This window comes from Morganella psychrotolerans (assembly GCF_001676055.1).
In the GTDB taxonomy this organism is placed as follows: Bacteria; Pseudomonadota; Gammaproteobacteria; order Enterobacterales; family Enterobacteriaceae; genus Morganella; species Morganella psychrotolerans_B.
In genome coordinates this window covers 1-18,798 of record NZ_LZEX01000015.1, presented here as the reverse complement: position 1 = coordinate 18,798, position 18,798 = coordinate 1, and the positions used below count along the sequence as shown (strand labels likewise).

Here is an 18,798-nt window from a genome sequence, read left to right as displayed (position 1 = left end):
ACCCCCGTGCCTGTCTTAGTTTGTATTTCCTGTTATACCGGCCTATCCGCAATATCGTTGCGGATCAGGTAGTCTGCCAGGTCCCTTAATGAAGAAACGCCCAAATCCCGCAGGCGGGCGCTCTTTATTGATTTCAGCTTCACGTGCTTTGCGAACGTTTTGCAAATAACGGTACATCTCTTCCGGTAAGGTCATGGCCTTGGCACTCAACAACGGATAATCGCTCCGAGCAAACCAAGCTTCATAGGCTCCATCCTTACGTGCTTTATACAGCGGGTATTCCTCCTGCCCTTCAACAGGCGGTTGCCAAGTATCGTTATTCCGCTTTTTGCGCTCCAAAGAGATGAACCATGTTTCGAAAAATTGCTTTACCAGGCTGTCAGTCACGCTCATGGGTTTTCCTTGTTGTACCACGGGGAGAAGTCTTCAAAATTCCAACCTCCCTCATCTTTGAGCCATTTCACGGCCAGAAAACGGAAGGGATAGTGTTCAGCGGCCAGCTTGATCTTGACTCGCGCGTCCTCTTCCCAATGCCCCTTCACTTCATGCACCTCCAGATCACCCGAGGCCAGCATGACGAAGAAGTCCGCTGTATACGTCGTCTTGTCGGCGAGTCGTAGCTTGATGGATTCAAACTTGAACCAGACGACTTCACCAGCATGCATAAGCCATTTAAGATGTTCAGCGTAGCGCGCTTCAGTTTTATTCATCGTGCCCGTGCGTAACCGTCCCAGTGCTTGGGTTCGTTGCTTTGCCGTCAACTCAGCAGGCGCTGTATCAAGAGTTTGCTGGTGGACCGTAACAGGCTGCGTGTCATTCTTTGGTACCGATTTGGGGCTCGCGCTGCGCCCCATTCTTTGCTCGTATTCGCGTTGCTGATCTTCAGTCCAACGAAGCATTAAGCGTCACCCTCGGTTGTGATTACCTTATTCATACTCGGTATGGTTAAGCTCTACTCGTCACCGCCCTGGGCGTCTTCATCATCAGACTCACCACCTGCACCGCCTTCACCAGAATCCTCGGTACCTTCCGCTCCTTCAGCCGATGACTTTGCTTCCCCGCCGAACGCAGCAATTAACTGATCCAGCAGTTCCATAATAACTCCGGTAAACAAAACGAAGTCCGCATCAAACCGCTGGACTTCATCTTCGCGATCGATATCGTCATTTTGCTCAATAAGGGCGTCGGCAAAGTTCAACCGGGAAATGACAAAGCTGTCGTTGATGACGAAGTTGAGTTGCTCCATCCAGCTCATCGACAGCTTAGTAACTAACTTGCCCGCCTCGATGTGATTGGCAATCTCATCGCAAACCAGATCTTGGCGTTTCGTCGTTACCACGCCACCGTCTTCCAGGATGGCTTCAAGGGTCGCCTCATCGCACAACGCCAACCCAGGAGGCAGCTCGGAAGAGCGAACCCACTCCGTTAGTTTGAGCTCCACCGGAGTTTCCAGCGTGAACGGAATGATAGGCAGAGAGCCCAGCGTTTTACGTAGGAGCGCAGCGGCGTCTTCAGCGCGTTTAAAGCTGGTGGTATCCACAATGATCAGACGGGATTTTGGGTCAATCCACATGTTCATGTTGGCGTACTTACTCAGGGCTTTGGGCAGCAACTCCCCCAGCACCAGATCGTTAAGCGCTGAAATTTCTGTGCGCTTCAGGCGACGATGCTGTTCTTTTTCAAGTTTGGTCACGCGCTGGCGAACGAGCTCCTTCACCGTGGCCGGAGGAATGATTTTGCTTTCGTTACGCTGAGTCAGCAGGATGAGACCATTCGCCTGGTGGGTGAGCTCTTCGTACTCCTCACCCAACGGACTTACCCAACCGGTGCGCGCCATATCCTGCGGTCCACACGGCTGAAATACGAAGGTTTTCAGCTGCTCTGCGATGTTACTGAAATCAATTTGACGGGTGATGCGGTACACCACGACACTTTTAGGGCGAAAAAGAGGCATAGCTCCCTCACTATGATTTTTGCTTTGACAGGTACCGGATGCGATCTCGAATAGCCAATTGCTCCCAATACACCAAATTATTCTTTTTGATAAATTCCAAATACTGACGACTGGCTTTAGCAGGGTCACGTTGGTGAATGGCGGCTATTTCACCGCAAAAACGCTCGGTCAGCGGATTCTTCAGCGGCGGAACCTCAAACACTGGCACGGTCATGCTGCGGTCTTGCCGGAAAAGACAGCTTGACGGATAGCGATGATTTCTTTCGCCTTCTTCCCCTCACCTGTCCCGTTGTACACACTGCGCGGGGCAGAGAAGCCCTTAACCGTGAATCCGGCATACATCTGACGGATGTTCTCGGCATCATGACTGGAGGCCACCACATGCACCCCTTTCTCAGGCAGAGTATTCAGAATGTCCACCAGCGCGCGTTGCTGGGCTTCAGAGAAACCACTGGAGTGATAACCCGTAAACTTGCCAGGATTGACATAAGGCGGGTCGCAGTAGACCACATCACCTTCACCCGCTAGCTTCAGCGTTTCTTCAAAGCCTGCGCACAGCAAGTCCGCATTTTCAAGACGGTCTGCCATGTAACGGATCTCTTTCTCAGGCAGATAGGGTTTACGGTAATCGCCCCAGGGAACGTTAAACTCCCCTTTACGCTTGTTGTAGCGGCATAGGCCGCGATACCCGTGGCGATTCATGTAAATGAACATGGCGGCCATGCGGACAGGGTCAGCGGTGCGCGCGTTAAATTCTTTACGGATCGCATCGTAGTGTTCACGAGTACGGCACGTTTCGTAGAGCTCAGTCAGTGCAGCAATAACGCTTTCAGCCGCGTTACGGATGGTGTCGTAGGTGTTGATAACGTCGGCATTGATGTCGGCCAGCACGTAGTTTGAATACGCGGTGTTCATCATCACCGCACCCGAACCACAGAAAGGTTCGATCAGACGGATACCTTTTGGCAGCGCCAACTTCAGCTGAGCCATGACCCCCTGCTTACCCCCCACCCACTTGAGAACTGTATTCATGATTCCACCGTAGAAAGCGGACAACCCCACGTTGCCCGCATGTATGGATAAGGCTTACTTGATGCCGTTCGCTAGCGCTTTACGTTCTTCCACCAGATTGCGGTTCACATCGTGCGCCAAGAAGGTTTCGAACTTCTCTGGATAACGAACGGCCAGCTTGACGATGTTCGTTTCCAGAATACGGCCATAATGAATGCCTGAAGCAGACGGGAAAACGCCCAGAGCGTACCAGTTCAGGTCACCGAAATCTTCGGATAGGTTCACCAGATCGAGCGATTGACCTTCAATGGTGTTCACCAACGCCTTACAGATTTCGGCAGACTCAGTGAACACCCCCAGAGAGGCGTGTAAAATACGCGTGTCGATTGCAGCCAACGACCCCAGGCCGATATTGTGAGTTTTACCGTCAAAGCCGTTCATCAGCAGGATTTTGGTATCATCGTGCAACTCTTCTGCGGTGATGGATTCAGGCGAAAGCGTGCCAATCAGGTCTTGCAGGTCGGTCAGACCTTTTTTAAAGCGATTGATGTCGATAGGTTTGCGGTAAAAAATACCTTTTTTAAACTGGTCCAGCATTTCACCCAGCGAATGAGCGGCAGACAGCAACAGATACAGGTGAGGCGCACTCACGCCGCTAATTTGCGGGAGCACCGATTCGGTGCGCAGGGCTTCTTCATGATATTGCTTCAGTTCCACGTTAAATCCTCATGTTCGTTGTTGCTGGTGGTGCAAAGGGGCATTTTGGTCAAAACCAAACATGACCTATGCAGGGGTAAAGTGAGCCCATAATAACCGTTGATGTGTTGCATTCCCTTCAAAAAGGAGGTCAATTTGTCGTTGTTTTTCAGTGGGAAATGTCATCGTAGGCGTGCGCTCGACACGCCATTGCTTTTGGTCAACAAAACAAACGGTTACAGTAAAGACTTAGAAGCGAACCGGCATGATGATGTCACAGCAGTCATCACCGAACCCGATTTCCATCCCTGTTAGCGTATCTTTCAGCGCAAAGGTGATGTCGGCTTCTTCACCTGAATGGGAGACTAAGCTATTCAGCGAGCGCAGCAGATATTCACAGTTCATACCGATTTCAATTTTGTCTTCTTGCTCCCCGGCCACTTTCTCAATGTCCAGGACTTCTTTGCACTCAATCAGGTTTTGGCTTGGCGACTTGATCATCAGGGCATTGCTTTTGAATACGAATACGCCAGTGCTGTTCGAATTCTTATTGACCGCTCCTGCGTTGATGAGCGGAAGAGCACGACTCAATGCTTCACGCAGGACCAGAGCATTCACGCTGAACTTCTCAGTGTTATGCTTAACGACACCTGCTACACGACGCCAGTCGGGATAGCGGCCATTGATCAAGTTGGACACCACTGTCACGTCACCCAGATTAAAGGTCAGGTAGCTTTCGCTGTAGTCCATACGGAAGCTGCCTTTGTTCGCGGCTAGCAGTTTCATCAGGATAGGACACACTTCGATTGGCAAAATTACGCCGGACGAAGTACCGGAAAGTGAAACTGGTGCAACTGGTGAGGTGATATCTTCCTGTGGCTCATCGGTAAACAGGACATCTTCGGTCATCACCGACATACGGTGCCCATCGGTAGCAACAGCGTTGAAGACATTCTTGTCCAGGCTCAGGAAGACACCGTTCATGTAATGCCGCACGTCGTTCTTGCCAGCGGAATGCATGACACGTTGCAAGGTACGATGCAGCATGTTCGCCGGGAAAGTAATGCTGTATTTGGCTGTCAGGTCGGACTCGACCACAACCGGGATGGCGTCCATGCACAGCGGGATATTGTAGGCGTTCTTGCCGGTTCGAATGATGAGACGATTGCGCTCTTGGTCGCATCGCACATTAACGGTTTCTTCACCTTTCATATTACGGAATAAGGTGCTGATGTGGGTTGCTGGCACAGAGGCTACCATGTCACCGTTGGCTTTATGGACTACACCTCGGGAGATCACCTGCCCAGTATTGTAGTCAACGCCGAGCGCGCTCAGGTTGTCTCCCACCAGCGTCAGGGTCAACATTTCCAATACTTTGAACTGTACGTTACCACGCTTGATGATCATGCAAGGGGCATCAATGATGCTCAGCATGTCATTTGCAGAGATATCGAAGCCAGGCAGATCTTTAAAGGTACGCTTCTTAGGTGCCGCTTGCTGATTCAGAGTAGTGGTCATGACGTGTCCCTAAAGTTGAGTAAGTAGTCGTAATTAGACTAACTTGACCCAAACCGCTGACGAATAGCAAAACCACGAAATATTTAGGATAAGGAAAGATTACAGAAGTCAGTAAAACGAATGGGGTCACTTGACCCCATCACTCGCTGTTAGCGCAAACAATCCGCCACGCTAAAATAACCGAGCCGCCGCATCATGTCGTACATCTGGCGGGCTTTACCGTCAGGCCCTTCGTGCTTACCCAATTTGTAGATCAGGACGCGCATTCCCATTAACACGCTCTCCGTCTCAGGTTCTCCCTTGACCAGCGGCTTATCGGTGTTTTCCAGCCAGGTTCTGTGCTGTGCGAAATGCAGGATGTCCCCGGCCAATAGTTCAGGGTGTTGCAACATCAAGTTGCAAGTGGTGACCGCAAACTCAGTGGCTTCAGCTTCACTTACCCCCAGCGAGCTTGCCAATCCGGCCACAGCCTTAATTGTCATGACGCTCTCCTTTCTCATGCAGGTTGTCAAATACGCCATCCACCAGCCGCTGACTGGTTGCCCGTGCGGTATTTTGGTCATCTGCACTGAGGCTTACCGTTGAATGGTTGACCCGATGCATCTCCTTGCGCAGGCGGAGTACCGAGCGAACGCTGTATTGATTTTCCAGACGGTGCGCTCTTCGCCTGGCTTTAATGTTCAGCAACACCGACTGAAGCAACTGGCCGAGACAATTAACCCAGATCATCGTTACACTCCGGGTTACCCCCCAGCTTCAGCACCAACGCCTTGAGTCTTTCTGTTTCCACATCAGCTTCAAGGCGCTCAGTACGCAGGCGGTCATTCTCAACGGTCAGCTGCTCGTTGGCCCCACGCTCTGAGTTAACTTCATCTTGAAGGCGCTTAAGTTCAGCCGGACCGTCACCTTCTTGCTTTGCTTTTTCACGGTAGAAAGTCAGCTGCTTACCAAATGAGACATTTAGTTGCTGAAGGGCATTGAACTGGCGTAACAAGCCTTGATAGTCAGGTGCCGGGGAATAGCTTCCCTTATAATCCCCGGACATAGTAGCCAGCGTTGAGACCAACTGCGTAATGAGCTCAGAGGGAGCCGTGACTTTTCGTAGATTATCAGCACTAATCCCTTTCTCTTTCAGTGTTTCACGGGTTTGGTTCAAAATCGACTTCAGGTTCATGGTAGGTCTCTCCTATTACTGATGTTGAATTAAAGGGCATTCAGTAACGCGATCATTAAGCTACCCAGGGTTTCCCTACGGCATCCAATGCGGTAATAACGGCTTGACGATAGGCAGCAATAGCCCCCGCAACCTGAGCGGTATAGACCATGTCAGAAGACAGATTCACGGGCTGATTAACGTGCTCAGTCAAACGATCCAATGCCGCAATCAGGTGAGTGACGTTTTCGTATCCAAACTCACTGTCAGCCCGGTCATACAGGCTAATAACAGCATGATGATGTTCGCCGTGCTCTTGGAAGTGTTCTCGAAATTCGTCAGTCAGCGCGCGCATCGTGGCGATAGCTGAATGCGTTTCAGGTGTGAGTAATTGTGATGCTGGTTGTTTCAAGCGCGCATAGTGGCAGCGAACCCAGGCATTCCATTCAACGTTCAGATCGATATGCTCATCGTCGTCTTCGATATAGCCTGCTTCGATGTGCTCTGCTGCTTCAACGTGGTTGATACCAAGGCGCGACTGGAGATCTTCCAGGAACAGCTGACGCAGGTTTAACAAGCATGGGTCTTTCATGAGATATCCTTGTAGATAATTTCAGGTAGCGTAACGCGGGTGATACGGGCCACGAAATTTTAGGCAAAGAAAACCCGCCGTTAAGCGGGTTGGTATCAATCGGAATTATTTTGGCCCGGTAAAGGTGTTTTCGATGATCTTCTGGCTTCGTTCGACCCAATCGCTGCTGTTTTCACAGTTGACGTTGGCTTCGAACACCTGGCGTGCGGACGTGTACATGGGGCTGTTATAGCCACCTCGGTTAGCCAGTACGACACGGATACCATTGAGGTATGGATAAATCGGGTCCTGTAAAATGGTCTGATCCACATCACCGGCTTGCTGACAATACTGGGTACGCATCTTGATGATGTCCTGTGCGACCTGCAAACACTCAGGGCAGTTGGCTTTGTAGGACTGGAATTCTTCTACGGATTTCCCTGCAACGGGTCGCCCACTGGCATTCGTTGGGATTTCTGCGAAGGCACTGGAGACGCACAATGCGGCAATGGCTCCAGCCAGTAAAGGTACGTTACGGATACGTTTAAACATGTTTTTCACCTTGTTGATTTTCACCCCGACGGGTAGATCGATCCTACTACGGACGGGATTTCCACTCGCCCGAAAAGGCTAGCAAAACGAGGACAAAAAACGATGACGTGTAACCAAGGACAGGATAGCTTATTCATATCGCATATGATTAGGTATTAATATGGAAAACACCACTCAACACCGGAACTCATCGCTACAACAGGATGTACTGTACGTGTTGCTAAAAATAAGGGCACGCAACAGAAACCCAATTCCGTTTACGGCAATTTTCACGATCCTCAACAAAGGTCGTTCGCGTGAGATTGAACGGCCTAATTTGCGAATCTCGTGTCGCACGCTGGTGGAGCGCAGGCTTTTACTTAAATACCGTGACCAACGCACTCTGACGGTGGCGTATACGTTAAGTGATACCGGAAAGGAATTGGCAGAGACTATCCGCAAAGGGCGAGAAGAAGAGTAAAGATAATCGGCACAATGCGTGCCAGATAGTTATGTTAATTGAATCTGCTCAGGCTTAAGCTGACAGATTTTGTAGATAGTGCAAATTAACTCTGAAAGTCCGCTGAGAGCGAAAAGCGGACATGCGGGAGCATCGGCTATGTATGAAATCTAATGATGATAAATACCTTCTTCCAAAGGGGGGCCTGCGGCAGTAACCCCCGTGATATTACTTGGCGGACCAAAGATGGCTTCACCAAATATCGCATCAAACTCTGCTTTGGTGTCTGATAAGTATTCCAGTATGATCTCTAGCAGCTCTCTATACGTATCGCAATGCCGTTCAATATGAGGACAAATTAGAGCTAGAACCCTGGTCTTAAAATCATCCAGACTCTTTGGGACTTCCAGCAAGTTGCCAGAGTTTAATGCTTTCGACATAAACTTGTAATTAAACATAGAGAGAACCGTTACTGATACACTTTTTTCTTGCCTTAACTGATCAAACTTCTTCTGTGATTGAAGGCTAAGCTTGGCGTATTCGCGATCTCGCTCAGAGTTGATTGGTTCGACGTACTGAAGCGGCTCGTCTGCGGCATCACCGATACGTGGACAAAAGTACCTATTCCACCAAGCCTCAAAGTACCTTTGTTGGAACTCTAGGTATGTCATCCCAATAATATTGGTGTTTTGAGTGTACTGTTTAGCACCTTGCTGAAGCCCATGCTTTGAAATAATAAATCCAATGTTAGCTCCGGTTTCATGCATTACCGTGGTGAACGAATGGACCACAGTCTGCGGTATAGGAGTACCCCAGTTTTTGCATTCCACGATGTATCTGATTTTGTCCACGCTCCTAACATCTGTCGCGAGAACATCCACATTCACCGAACCTCGCGGGGTTTCTAAATCGACCTCAACTTCTGCAAGCAAGCCAACATTACGGAATATACGTTGAACACCTGTCTGGAGGTCTTGCCAGTTCTCTGGTAACGGATCATCAATCACTTCTGCTTTTCCTATGCCTATACGCATGCAGTTAAGACTACAGGAATACACAAACGTCGTCATCCACTAAAAGGTTCAAATATGAGAACAAAAGAGCACTAATCTGCCCTCAAAGATGGTTCAAGAGGCTGGTTTGAGCAAAAATAGGACTTTGCGATAATATCTACAAATGTGGATAACTCAACTCGTGAAAATAAATGGTATTTTTTATAAATTCAAATCTACATCATCAGGATGCTTTATTGGATTTTTGTTTCTAATGTCAATAATTACATCGGCTAATTCTTTATAGGTCTCAGGTATCTGAGATACTGAAGTCATCATGTTATCAGCCAAATTTATTTTATTTATAGAATTGGGCGTCCCACCATTGGAGAAAATGAATTGTTTTAATTGAGATAGCCACGGCTTAGTTGGATTAAATATTTTTTCAAAGTCATTACGTCTTGATAAAAAAGAACTAGCCATGACATTTTGCTGAAAACAAGCTGTTATAAAACAATCTTTAGGAAAACTTTCTTCAAATGATCCGCCTAAGGAGCCATCACTATAAGAAACTACAGGGTTAAATGGTATTTTAAAATATTCTATCAATGGACTATTAATTTTATTTATTTTTTTGCCAGCATGATCATCATCATACGTTACTATTATTGGTCGATCATGGCTCAATGTTTTATGTAGAAGTCTTATGGCGTTTTTTAAATTATCAATCCCATTGTAATTCGCAATTACAATGCCAAATTTATCAAAATCTATGCCACATTCTTCAAGTAAGGGTTGAAAAGCAAGTTCTTCAGACTCACCTTCGACAAAAAGATAAATACACTGTTTTTTTGCTTCATTCTTCATTACTTTTTCGTAGATATGCTTATGTAACATTTCTTCGTATAGGATGTCCTCAATTGTTGTTCCCACTAATAGATTCCTCCTGAGAGTTAACTTTACTCGCTATTGAAAACCCAAAATACTACGGAAAAATTATCCTACAGAACCTAAACATTGCCATGCCCTAAATCAATTAATATCTGAATTGACCGACAGTTCAATGTGTTCACAACGTCTGCTTCTGGCACAGAACAGCCTGTCAGAGCATGCTAAATTAGATTTCATGTGGCACAGGGGAACATCCGTGTTCATAGAAATGTTTCTTAAATAAGTCACCCTAAGTAGCGACGGTTAATTGAAATAACACTGCGACGGCGAACAGGGGAGGTTACGGTTTGCGGCTCCATAACATGGTCGGCGGTATCGCCCTGAGGCTTTACATCACCCCCCTTTCCAATCAGAGCTCGCCGCATGTGCCTGTCCATCAGGTCACGCGTCCACCCGAACGCATATGCTGGCTTCCCACATTGACTGGCATCCATCAGAGGTCCGGCGATGATGTCCCGTATTTTTTGTGTCAGTGACTGACCGCGAAGGCCATATCCGGACAGCTTCCGGCGTAGCTTTTTAGTCGTCATTGAGTGCGTAGACTGTCCGTTTTTCACGTTAATTCTCCACCTATTGAGCCCAGGGGCTAGTTGATGCGTTGGCCGGGAGTTGGGTTCGGGCTGTCCGCATGCTGAGAGGCTTTGATAATCTCAATGGATTGCTCAATACCACTGACATCTTGTCCCTTACTGGCAAGGATATGTTTTTGCTCATTCAACGCCATGATGGCATTTTCTATACCCGCACTGAATACGTCTTCTTTCACCTTTTCCGTGGTGATAACGCCATTGGTAACGGCTGCAAATCCGTTAACGACTTCATTCAGTGCCAACGCACCTTCCGGCTCAAATTGTTGGTAGTTATGCAGGTCAATAAACGGCAATAGCTTATCCAGCAGGCCGCTCAGCGCATAGAACATCGTCAGCAGATACAGGTTGTCATTTTCAGTCGTACTGTTATCGGCGATTTTTTTTGCCAACGTTTCTTGGGCTTTGGCGTTGTACCTTGCTGCCCAGGACTCACTTACACAAGTCAAATAGCGCTCACCTTCCTTTTGGGTAGCCTCAATGCTTGGCACGCCAAAGGAGTTCGGTAGCGCATCACGCCAAGGGATCCGCTGCTCACCGAGGTAAATACCTTCTGAGGTCGATTTCAGGTAGGTCAGGTGGGTAAATATTTCCATCAAGTGATGGTTTTCAGACAGGAGGGTATGCTCATGGTGAATAGCACCCATCGCGAGGTCGTTCAGGGCTTTGGTGGTTTTTGGATCTATCATACTACTTCTCTAAGTCTGCGGGATGCGTATGCACTGGCGCGCGACCATGACGCATGGTGTACAGGGTATCGCGGTGATGCTTAGCATCCATTGTGTTATTGTTTTTGTTTCCCCAGGATAACTGAGAAAGTAATTTTTTGAAGAACGCGTTCAATTTTGGCCTCTCCTATTTACAGCAGAATTTTGTTCTTAATCAGTGATATCTGCGAGTTAAAAGTGGTAACACGAGCATGTTACCACTGTTATTTCCGCTAACGAAATGTGTTATTTCGGCAGTAAGCCGCATTCTCCGGCGATAGTCAGCACGTCACCATTGCGGATCACCACTCCGATATTTCGGATGTGTTCAATTTTCCCTGCCGCACAATCACTGGCCTGAACCAATTGTGTGACCAGTTGAGCCGATGCTGCGGTGGCTTTGTCCAGGGCTGTTTCAGGCGTATTCAGGAAGAACACATAGAACGTGGCAACTGCACCCAGCATGACCATCATCAAGCTACGAAACAGCAATGAAACTACAGCGAATCCTACTACGGCGATCCCTGCGTAACTTAACGCTTGGCCGATACTGCCGTTATTGAGAATGGCATTTAAAGACGCCTGTATTTCGTTCATATCAGACTCCGAGAGATAGAAACATTAATGCAGCCACGAAGGCTGCATAACGGACAGATGGCGGGTATTAGAATGGTGGATCGTCGGAATTTGGCGCACCCCAGCCACCTTGCTGGCCGCTCTGGGCGTTATTCGGCTGCTGACTGCCCTGGCGATTATTTTGTTGGTTTTGTTGCGATGCCGAACCGAGCATCTGCATGGTGCCACCGGAAGCAGGGTTAACAACGACTTCAGTAGTGTAGCGATCCGCACCGCTTTGATCTTGCCACTTACGCGTGCTCAGCTGCCCTTCAATATAGATCTGGGAACCTTTACGCAGGTACTCACCGACGACGTCGGCTAATTTCCCGAAGAAGACAACGCGGTGCCACTCCGTTTTTTCCCGTTGCTCCCCCGTCTGCTTGTCACGCCAAGTTTCAGACGTTGCGACAGAAATATTAGCGACCGAACCACCGTTTGCCATTGCGTGTACCTCAGGGTCTTGACCCAGTTTTCCCACAATAATGACCTTGTTAACCCCACGCTGTGCCATGTTGCTTACCTTTTGTTGTTTAAAATTTAATGCGTTACATCACCCATTTTACGGATGTACGCCAACTGACAAACCTTTAAGGGGGACAAAATGAGGTGCTTTTATGAAAAACAACGTAGCGGATTGAAAGTAAAAGAAAAGGCACCCAATGGATGCCTTTACGTGGTACTGACTAACGTAATATAGAAACGCCCTGGTGAGGCGTAAACTTAAGCCAGCTGCTCAGCCAATTTGCTTGCTAATTTTTCAGCCTCTTCCGGAAGACTCAGAGCCTGAATGAGGGCAACTTTCTCGCCATCCGCTTTCACACCATACACAACCCAATAAAGCACGTCACCCGGCGCAGCGGCTAAGTCATCTACATCCCCACTTTCGGGCAATTCAATGATTGTTTCACCGACACCCATTGCACCGTATGCCACACGCAGGAAACCGTGATCAGTTCCCAATGGTAAACCGTTCACAACAAATTCACGAATCGATGAAAGGTCTTTTTCCGGCACCTGTTTTGCGAATTCAAGCAAGTCAGGAAAGACGGACAGAATTTCATAGGCACTGTCTGTGTCACGGGTTGTATTCATTAGGATGTTGATTGCCCACAGAGCGCCTTGTTTGAATTCAGTAGAGGTCAGAGTAGTCATATTGGTTCCTTATCTTTTTTGTCGTTTGAAGCTTTCGCTTCCATATTGTTTAAAGTATTCAGTGAAGCCCTTGTCACTCTCCCGAGTGGCGGATTCTGCTGCGGCGTTAGCCTTGCGCATATCGCGCTCAGCAACCTCATTACTCAGCTTCATGTAGCGGGCCATGTTGTCCTGGCTGGGCTCAGACACTACGTCGTCGTAGGCAGATTGGTAACGCTCATCCAGCGACAGACCAAACGTTGTTGAACATCCTGCCAGAAAAATAACAAGAGGTAAAATAATTAATTTATTCATATGGTTACGCCATTTTCAGAGCCAGAGTAGGGATTTCGTTTTGCCCATTTTCAGAGCCAGACTCTTGTTCTCGTTTTCTAAAAAGGCCACCGAACGATGGCCGATTGAGTCTATTTGGAAACGGCAGAACCGACAGACATCAGAGAACCCGCATTGATGAGACCGCCAACGCTTTGCGCCAGATCAGCAGGCATTGCCACCACTTTCGCGTTAGGACTGGTCGCCAGGTTAGAAAGCGTCTGGATATAATTGTTCGCCAGCTGGAAACTCATTGCCTCACGGCCACCCTCAATGGTGAGCGCTTCAGCCAACTTGGACGAGGCTTTGAACTGCCCATTTGCGAGCGTTTCCAGTGCGGTCGCTTCACGAATAGCAGATTCTTGCTTAGCTTCAGCATCCAAGATAAGGGATTCTTTCTTGCCCTCCGCTTCCATGATGGCTGCATTTTTATTCCCGGCAGCGAGCTCTTCCGTGGCTTTTCGCTCACGCACCGCAGCGGCCTGTTTCTCCATCGATTTCAGCATGGAATCTGACGGCGTGATGTCCTGAATGTCTACGGTTCGTAGCATCAGACCCCAGTCTTCCATTTGCACATCCATGTTCGATCGCAGCTTTGCAGCAAGCTGATCACGGTTGGTCAGGGTCTCATCCAACTCCATTCCGCCAACGGCGTTACGGATGGTGGTCATGACCAGATTGCGCACGGCAGTATTGAAGTTATCGACCCCGTAGGCCGCTTTTTTCGGATCTGCCACACGGATGAAGCAAATCGCATTCACTTTCGTCATGGCGTTGTCTTTGGTGATGGCCTCAATGCCCTTAACTTCAATCATCTGGTCTTTGGCTGACATGCGATAGGCAACGTTATCCAGAAACGGGATAAGGATGTTCAGACCGGGATTTAGCGTAGTGTGGTATTTCCCCAGGCGCTCAACCACCCACTGATCTGCCTGCGGTACGATGCGAACACACTGATATAAAGTGACCGCGAGAAACAGAAGAAAAATAACCAGCCCGATAACACCAACCATAATAATTACCTTTTTAAGTTAAAGATTATCCGCATTCACTGCGGTGACTTGAACAACACCTTCAGTAACCCCAACAATGCAAATACGGGCTTCCTTCGGCAACGCGACTTCTGACTGACACGGCCACTGCTGATTACCTTGCACAGGTTTCGTCAGCAAAATCACACTTTGTCCGCCAGCTTGGATGGCAGAGGCCAAAATCCCCACCTGCCCCACCAGCGGCTCTTCCACGTATCGCTCTGGCTTGAGGCGTGACCACTTTACCCAGGCCAGCGCACAGCACAGTGTTGAAATACACCAAATCCCGATCTGTGCGGTAAAACTCAGTTCGGGCACCATCAGCACGGCAACTGCGGGTATTAACGCGGCTAATGCCATCCACAACCCAAAAAATGTGATTGTAAATAGCTCTATCAGGCCGCACACAGCCCCTATTCCGACCCAAATCCAGACCACGATTGAGACCTCCTTCGCGTTTACTCGACACAACTCGTTAGCATCAGAACAGCTAACTTATAGGCTACACACCCAAGAATGACCGCGACCATCGCGCAAGTTATAGACCAGGCCTTGGTACCGCGTGTCATTAGCACCCCATCCACACGACAGCACAGAAGTGGAAGCGCAGCGAACACAACCAGCATCAGGCTTAAAATGAACAGGAACACGGTTAATAACGTCAACACGCACAATTCTCCAATAATGGATGAGTAGCAAGGATAAGGCGTTTACGTGCTTAGCTCATCAATAAAGGCTGTCATTTTGATGACGAAAAAAAGTAACTGCACAGCAAGAAAAATACGGCTCCACAAATCGGTATGTAACCCCAGCTGTAAAAACTGGCTGGGTGAATCGATAACCAACCCAGTTGAACCAGCAAGAGTCCGACCGCGATTATGCCCATGAATGGTTCCTTATATGGAATGCACCAATGACTTAAGTGAAACACGAGTCAGACGTCTGACGAAATTTTCAAAACTTTTTTCGTCACACCCTCGACGAATTTCCAACGATGGGCGCGCCCTTCAAAGCCATAGGTTTCACAGACATAGCCTTGACGCATCAAGGACGAACCTATTCCGCTGACGGCGCTTCCTCGGTTCGCCCAGTGATAGCCACCGTTGGAATTTAGCCAGTCAACGATGTCTGTCACATGCCGTTGCTTTCCATCCTTCATCAGGGTCTCGATGCGGATCATGGTCCGTTTCCAGTCGGTCATGAATTGCCCCGTACCGGTGGTACCGGCTACGGCGATACGCATATCTTCGTGAAGTTGAGCGCGCAAGACTTTGCCCAAGTGACGGGAGCCAGGAACCCTGCGAGGTTCAAGTTGAACCCTTAGGGAATAGTGGGCGTCGCTGATCTTTTCTGTAACGCCGTCATAACTCAGCTTTCTCGAAGGGGACTTTTCAATTTCAAGAAAACCGATGCCCCACTGACGCATGAGCAATAAAGGGAAGTCGCGACGAGCGGAAGACTTCTTGCAAGCCACATAAATATGGTGAGGCATTCCAGCCTTGTCACTGCGGTACGGGTAAAACCAGGACATAGCTTGTTCCAGTACCGGTAGGCCGATTGCCTTTTTGCATTCGATGACTTGCACTATCGAGCCTTTGGTAGCAACAAAATCAGGCCGTTTGCCGTGGTGCTTCAAATGGACTTCGGGATACACCTCCCAATGCAACCACTTCAACCAAGCCTGGACACAAGCGGCAATTTCCGCTTCTGTCATATCGTTGCTGTCAGGTGAAGAGAATTCCGGCTGGTGAGGCAAGTACGTGGTAAAGCTGCCATCCACGCCATCATGCGTACCGAATCGCCGGTTATGTTCGATCATATGGTCAGCGTAGTGGCTCATCGCACGTTAGCCTCCTGTTCAGCTGCGAACATCATGGATAACGCGATCGTGACTTGGGTTACAGTGCGATGCTAAACGCCATGATATAAGCCTGCGCTGCGGCGCGGGCAGTGTCGTCTTCGACCAGTGCAACGGTGGTGATAGCTTCTTTGTGGCTGGTGGGATAGACCCGACCAGCCCACCAGCTCAACGCGTCATTGAACAGGACGATTAACGCAGTGAACAGTGTCCAGAGGGTGGCGAACGCAATCAGGCATAACATCATGCATGACATGAACAGCGCGGCCAGCGTGTGCCAGCTGTCTACATCCGTGGTGATGATCCGCACAATAAATCCGACCGAACTGGCCCAAAGCGCCACTGACAACAATGAGCGCTTCCGGTATTGCTGTTTCGCTCCGCTGCGCGCCATCATGACTTTGAACCACAACATGAAGAGCACCAGATAGGCTTTTTGCCCGAACGTGGCACAAGCCCAATGAGGGCGCACACTCTTTTCCAGATACTGGTTGGCGTATTTCATCTTAACGGTGGCTCCAGTCGTTTTTCAGGATGGCGATGCTTGACCGTGGGGCTTTACCGACCCACTCACAACAGGTGAACCAGAAACGATTAAATTTGTAGGGGATACGGGTGTAATACAAATCCCCGTCATCTTCTTTGATTTTTTCTCCGTTGATGACCGGAAGCTGGTGGCAGAACGGACAGGCCGCAGCGCCCTGCGCCATTTCTGGGGCGATCGGAAAATCGGTAGGACCTAACACATCAGGATCAGCTGACAAGCGGTCATGCCAGCAAGTACCTTCAGGCAACGTGATGAACTCATCATCCAGTACGTATTCAAAAGTCGGCATTAGGATGTGATGAACACCATGCTTACGCCACCGCAGTTGTGCCATAAACTCCACGGTTTCACCTGGTTGGGACTCCATAGGAACACGGAAGCGATAAACGCCGGGAGCGGTGGGTAAACCGTGTCCTTTTGTGTCTACAACATGCCAGATAATGTTTTTTTCAGCGACAGTTGCGTTATCAGCGATAACTTCCGCTGGTGAAAAAGATTGAGATTCAAACATGATGCTTAACACTCCTTTCGTGCAAATTAATTGGCCGAGTTGAATGAGAGAGCGAATACGTGCGTAGAACAACGATGGGTGCTTCATCGCCCCACCCTCCCTACAGTGGCAATGCCGTGTAAGATGAACTCTGGTGGTGACCCGTTTTCAATTCGGTAGATAGACAAGAAAACAAACAGTGCGACCCAAACGGTCATGAGTGGTGATAGCATGAACGGCAATACAGTCCAGACGGTCAGTAGAAGCAGGCTGAATGACGCACCGATGACAATAAAGGCCTGATATAGAACCAACTTGTAATTGGCAAGCATGCGTAGAAGCGCATTTTTGCGAAAGGATGGGTTGTGGCGGAAATTGCGAAACTCAATCCACATCAATCCGATCCAAAACACATACGGGCACAGGCTGGCAGCGGCGTTGATGAGCAACATATCCCTCAATGCCATCATCACTGAAACCCGATTTGTCTCTGAATGAAATTGCCCATCAGCCATCAGCCTCACGGCGCGAATGAATCCGTTGTCCTCAATATTCAACGTGATGATAACGAGCGTGAAAATACCGAAGCCAATCCGCAGCGCATTTCGTGACATTTCCGAGGTTTTCATCCCCCAACCAATCATGGACGTTGCCCCGCAAATATAGGCCACACCAAGGAGTGATGACTGCTCCCATGATGCTTGCTCAAACCCGGCCAGTGAGAACCAGCTGAGGCAAAAAATTCCAATCACCCCCAAGCAGCAGAATAGGCTTCGTCGTGAGAGTAGCGGGTAATGCAGCGCACATAATGCAATGTGCTGGAGCTCCGAAAACGGGAGGATGAACAAGTTGCGCATTAACCTGCCCTCCGGGTTTTAAGTTCCAGACGAGAGCGAATTAGCGCGTAGCGGTCATGGAAAAGGTGACTTTCACCAATACCACTGGCCTGGCGACTACAGAACCAGACCACATCATGTACCTGCGCATAGGAGACACCCCCTTGCGTGTTCAGCAGCGTGATGAGCTCACGAGTGACATCGTCTGGAGCACCACAAGCCACGAACCGAAGTAAGGATGCGTGTGTAAAAGCGCTGTCTATCTCAGCCACCTGATAAAATAACCCCCCAGGGCTTCGCGCTAATACGGTCATGGCTGTCATAACCGTGGCCGCAGTGCCAACCAACATAAACAAAGGTTGAGTGCCACCTGTTGAGATAAAACTAGCACCCGTGCTGACCATCGCCATCCCTGCCAATAGCGCGGTCAAACCGGCGATATTGCGCTTCATCGAAATACGGCGCATGCCGGACATAGAGATATGACCGGACTTAGCCTCTTGTGACAAAAAGCGAGATAACGATTCTTGGTATTCAGTGCCTGGCGTAAGTGTGCCAATGTTTTTTGACATGCTGCCCCCTGTTCTTGACTTGTGAACAGGTTACCTCTGAGGGATCCGCTGACGAAATGAAAAGGTCAGCAGTTTGATGGGATTTTCCAGATAAAAAAAAGAGCCTTTTAATCGGCTCTCTTTATTGTGTACGCCCAGCATGGGCATGAACTAATGAGGTGAAAGTCCTCTGTAGGAAGGTCACCGTTTAAATAACATACTGTTATTTAACGTTAACTACTAGCGAATGGCAAGGGCTTAATCGCGAGGTT

At 48.9% G+C, this 18,798-nt stretch carries 28 protein-coding genes; 1 reads left to right on the top strand and 27 read right to left on the bottom strand.

Annotated features, from left to right (window positions below; all coding sequences use genetic code 11):
* Positions 1 to 42: 42 nt before the first annotated feature.
* The 12 genes from AYY17_RS11115 to AYY17_RS11060 form a co-directional block, all read right to left on the bottom strand.
* Positions 43 to 393, bottom strand: a complete 351-nt coding sequence (locus AYY17_RS11115) for a hypothetical protein (RefSeq protein WP_067423757.1) — start codon at positions 391 to 393, stop codon at positions 43 to 45.
* Positions 390 to 710, bottom strand: a complete 321-nt coding sequence (locus tag AYY17_RS21570; RefSeq protein WP_067423798.1) for a DUF1064 domain-containing protein — start codon at positions 708 to 710, stop codon at positions 390 to 392. Before AYY17_RS21570 ends, AYY17_RS11115 begins: the two co-directional genes overlap by 4 nt.
* A 242-nt stretch (positions 711 to 952) precedes the next feature.
* The gene (gene rdgC, locus AYY17_RS11105) at positions 953 to 1,954 is read right to left on the bottom strand and encodes a recombination-associated protein RdgC (protein ID WP_011039656.1); all 1,002 of its coding nucleotides are present in this window, start codon (positions 1,952 to 1,954) and stop codon (positions 953 to 955) included.
* Positions 1,955 to 1,964: 10 nt separating this feature from the next.
* Positions 1,965 to 2,168, bottom strand: a complete 204-nt coding sequence (locus tag AYY17_RS11100; protein WP_011039655.1) for a hypothetical protein — start codon at positions 2,166 to 2,168, stop codon at positions 1,965 to 1,967.
* On the bottom strand, positions 2,165 to 2,986 hold the full coding sequence (locus AYY17_RS11095; RefSeq protein ID WP_067423755.1) for a DNA adenine methylase: 822 nt from the start codon (positions 2,984 to 2,986) through the stop codon (positions 2,165 to 2,167). The genes AYY17_RS11100 and AYY17_RS11095 overlap by 4 nt, the downstream gene beginning before the upstream one ends.
* A 54-nt stretch (positions 2,987 to 3,040) precedes the next feature.
* Positions 3,041 to 3,682: a nucleoside triphosphate pyrophosphohydrolase family protein gene (locus AYY17_RS11090; RefSeq protein ID WP_067423753.1), complete on the bottom strand. Its 642-nt coding sequence runs from the start codon at positions 3,680 to 3,682 to the stop codon at positions 3,041 to 3,043.
* A 228-nt stretch (positions 3,683 to 3,910) separates the two neighbouring features.
* Entirely contained in the window at positions 3,911 to 5,179 is a 1,269-nt protein-coding gene (locus tag AYY17_RS11085) for a DNA polymerase III subunit beta (RefSeq protein ID WP_235845368.1), read from the bottom strand.
* Positions 5,180 to 5,328: 149 nt separating this feature from the next.
* Positions 5,329 to 5,661 carry a hypothetical protein gene (locus tag AYY17_RS11080; protein WP_067423751.1) on the bottom strand — a complete coding sequence of 111 codons (333 nt, stop codon included), beginning with the start codon at positions 5,659 to 5,661 and terminating at the stop codon, positions 5,329 to 5,331.
* Positions 5,651 to 5,908 (bottom strand): hypothetical protein, encoded by a 258-nt coding sequence (locus AYY17_RS11075; protein WP_067423750.1) that lies wholly within the window; start codon positions 5,906 to 5,908, stop codon positions 5,651 to 5,653. The genes AYY17_RS11080 and AYY17_RS11075 overlap by 11 nt, the downstream gene beginning before the upstream one ends.
* Positions 5,895 to 6,335, bottom strand: a complete 441-nt coding sequence (locus AYY17_RS11070; protein ID WP_156656696.1) for a hypothetical protein — start codon at positions 6,333 to 6,335, stop codon at positions 5,895 to 5,897. The genes AYY17_RS11075 and AYY17_RS11070 overlap by 14 nt, the downstream gene beginning before the upstream one ends.
* Positions 6,336 to 6,408: 73 nt before the next feature.
* Entirely contained in the window at positions 6,409 to 6,924 is a 516-nt protein-coding gene (locus tag AYY17_RS11065) for a hypothetical protein (RefSeq protein WP_011039648.1), read from the bottom strand.
* Positions 6,925 to 7,029: 105 nt separating this feature from the next.
* Positions 7,030 to 7,455: a hypothetical protein gene (locus AYY17_RS11060; RefSeq protein ID WP_011039647.1), complete on the bottom strand. Its 426-nt coding sequence runs from the start codon at positions 7,453 to 7,455 to the stop codon at positions 7,030 to 7,032.
* 160 nt (positions 7,456 to 7,615) lie between these two features.
* On the opposite strand from AYY17_RS11060, the gene AYY17_RS11055 reads away from it, so the two are divergent.
* A complete protein-coding gene (locus tag AYY17_RS11055) occupies positions 7,616 to 7,915 on the top strand; it encodes a hypothetical protein (RefSeq protein WP_011039646.1) in 300 nt (99 codons plus the stop codon).
* A gap of 149 nt (positions 7,916 to 8,064) precedes the next feature.
* Here the strand turns inward: AYY17_RS11055 and AYY17_RS11050 are convergent, their stop codons facing one another.
* From AYY17_RS11050 to AYY17_RS10980, 15 genes are all read right to left on the bottom strand, one after another.
* Complete coding sequence (locus AYY17_RS11050; protein WP_067423794.1) at positions 8,065 to 8,901, bottom strand: restriction endonuclease; 837 nt, start codon at positions 8,899 to 8,901, stop codon at positions 8,065 to 8,067.
* Between the two features lie 207 nt (positions 8,902 to 9,108).
* Positions 9,109 to 9,819, bottom strand: a complete 711-nt coding sequence (locus tag AYY17_RS11045; RefSeq protein WP_235845367.1) for a TOPRIM nucleotidyl transferase/hydrolase domain-containing protein — start codon at positions 9,817 to 9,819, stop codon at positions 9,109 to 9,111.
* A 242-nt stretch (positions 9,820 to 10,061) separates the two neighbouring features.
* Complete coding sequence (locus AYY17_RS11040) at positions 10,062 to 10,394, bottom strand: hypothetical protein (protein WP_011039637.1); 333 nt, start codon at positions 10,392 to 10,394, stop codon at positions 10,062 to 10,064.
* 29 nt (positions 10,395 to 10,423) lie between these two features.
* Positions 10,424 to 11,113, bottom strand: coding sequence for a hypothetical protein (locus AYY17_RS11035; protein WP_067423743.1), 690 nt, complete (start codon positions 11,111 to 11,113; stop codon positions 10,424 to 10,426).
* A 264-nt stretch (positions 11,114 to 11,377) separates the two neighbouring features.
* On the bottom strand, positions 11,378 to 11,728 hold the full coding sequence (locus AYY17_RS11030) for a hypothetical protein (protein ID WP_011039634.1): 351 nt from the start codon (positions 11,726 to 11,728) through the stop codon (positions 11,378 to 11,380).
* Positions 11,729 to 11,795: 67 nt separating this feature from the next.
* Positions 11,796 to 12,260: a single-stranded DNA-binding protein gene (gene ssb, locus AYY17_RS11025; RefSeq protein ID WP_011039633.1), complete on the bottom strand. Its 465-nt coding sequence runs from the start codon at positions 12,258 to 12,260 to the stop codon at positions 11,796 to 11,798.
* Between the two features lie 209 nt (positions 12,261 to 12,469).
* Positions 12,470 to 12,901, bottom strand: a complete 432-nt coding sequence (locus tag AYY17_RS11020) for a hypothetical protein (RefSeq protein WP_011039632.1) — start codon at positions 12,899 to 12,901, stop codon at positions 12,470 to 12,472.
* 9 nt (positions 12,902 to 12,910) lie between these two features.
* Positions 12,911 to 13,195: a hypothetical protein gene (locus tag AYY17_RS11015; protein ID WP_011039631.1), complete on the bottom strand. Its 285-nt coding sequence runs from the start codon at positions 13,193 to 13,195 to the stop codon at positions 12,911 to 12,913.
* A 110-nt stretch (positions 13,196 to 13,305) separates the two neighbouring features.
* Complete coding sequence (locus AYY17_RS11010; protein ID WP_011039630.1) at positions 13,306 to 14,226, bottom strand: SPFH domain-containing protein; 921 nt, start codon at positions 14,224 to 14,226, stop codon at positions 13,306 to 13,308.
* Between the two features lie 18 nt (positions 14,227 to 14,244).
* Positions 14,245 to 14,682: an NfeD family protein gene (locus AYY17_RS11005; protein ID WP_011039629.1), complete on the bottom strand. Its 438-nt coding sequence runs from the start codon at positions 14,680 to 14,682 to the stop codon at positions 14,245 to 14,247.
* 496 nt (positions 14,683 to 15,178) lie between these two features.
* A complete protein-coding gene (locus AYY17_RS11000) occupies positions 15,179 to 16,084 on the bottom strand; it encodes a hypothetical protein (protein ID WP_067423742.1) in 906 nt (301 codons plus the stop codon).
* A 58-nt stretch (positions 16,085 to 16,142) separates the two neighbouring features.
* Positions 16,143 to 16,607 (bottom strand): hypothetical protein, encoded by a 465-nt coding sequence (locus AYY17_RS10995; RefSeq protein WP_067423739.1) that lies wholly within the window; start codon positions 16,605 to 16,607, stop codon positions 16,143 to 16,145.
* Between the two features lies 1 nt (position 16,608).
* Positions 16,609 to 17,160 carry a hypothetical protein gene (locus AYY17_RS10990; protein ID WP_067423737.1) on the bottom strand — a complete coding sequence of 184 codons (552 nt, stop codon included), beginning with the start codon at positions 17,158 to 17,160 and terminating at the stop codon, positions 16,609 to 16,611.
* Between the two features lie 83 nt (positions 17,161 to 17,243).
* On the bottom strand, positions 17,244 to 17,996 hold the full coding sequence (locus AYY17_RS10985; protein ID WP_011039624.1) for a hypothetical protein: 753 nt from the start codon (positions 17,994 to 17,996) through the stop codon (positions 17,244 to 17,246).
* A complete protein-coding gene (locus AYY17_RS10980; RefSeq protein WP_067423732.1) occupies positions 17,996 to 18,547 on the bottom strand; it encodes a hypothetical protein in 552 nt (183 codons plus the stop codon). Before AYY17_RS10980 ends, AYY17_RS10985 begins: the two co-directional genes overlap by 1 nt.
* Positions 18,548 to 18,798 lie beyond the last annotated feature (251 nt).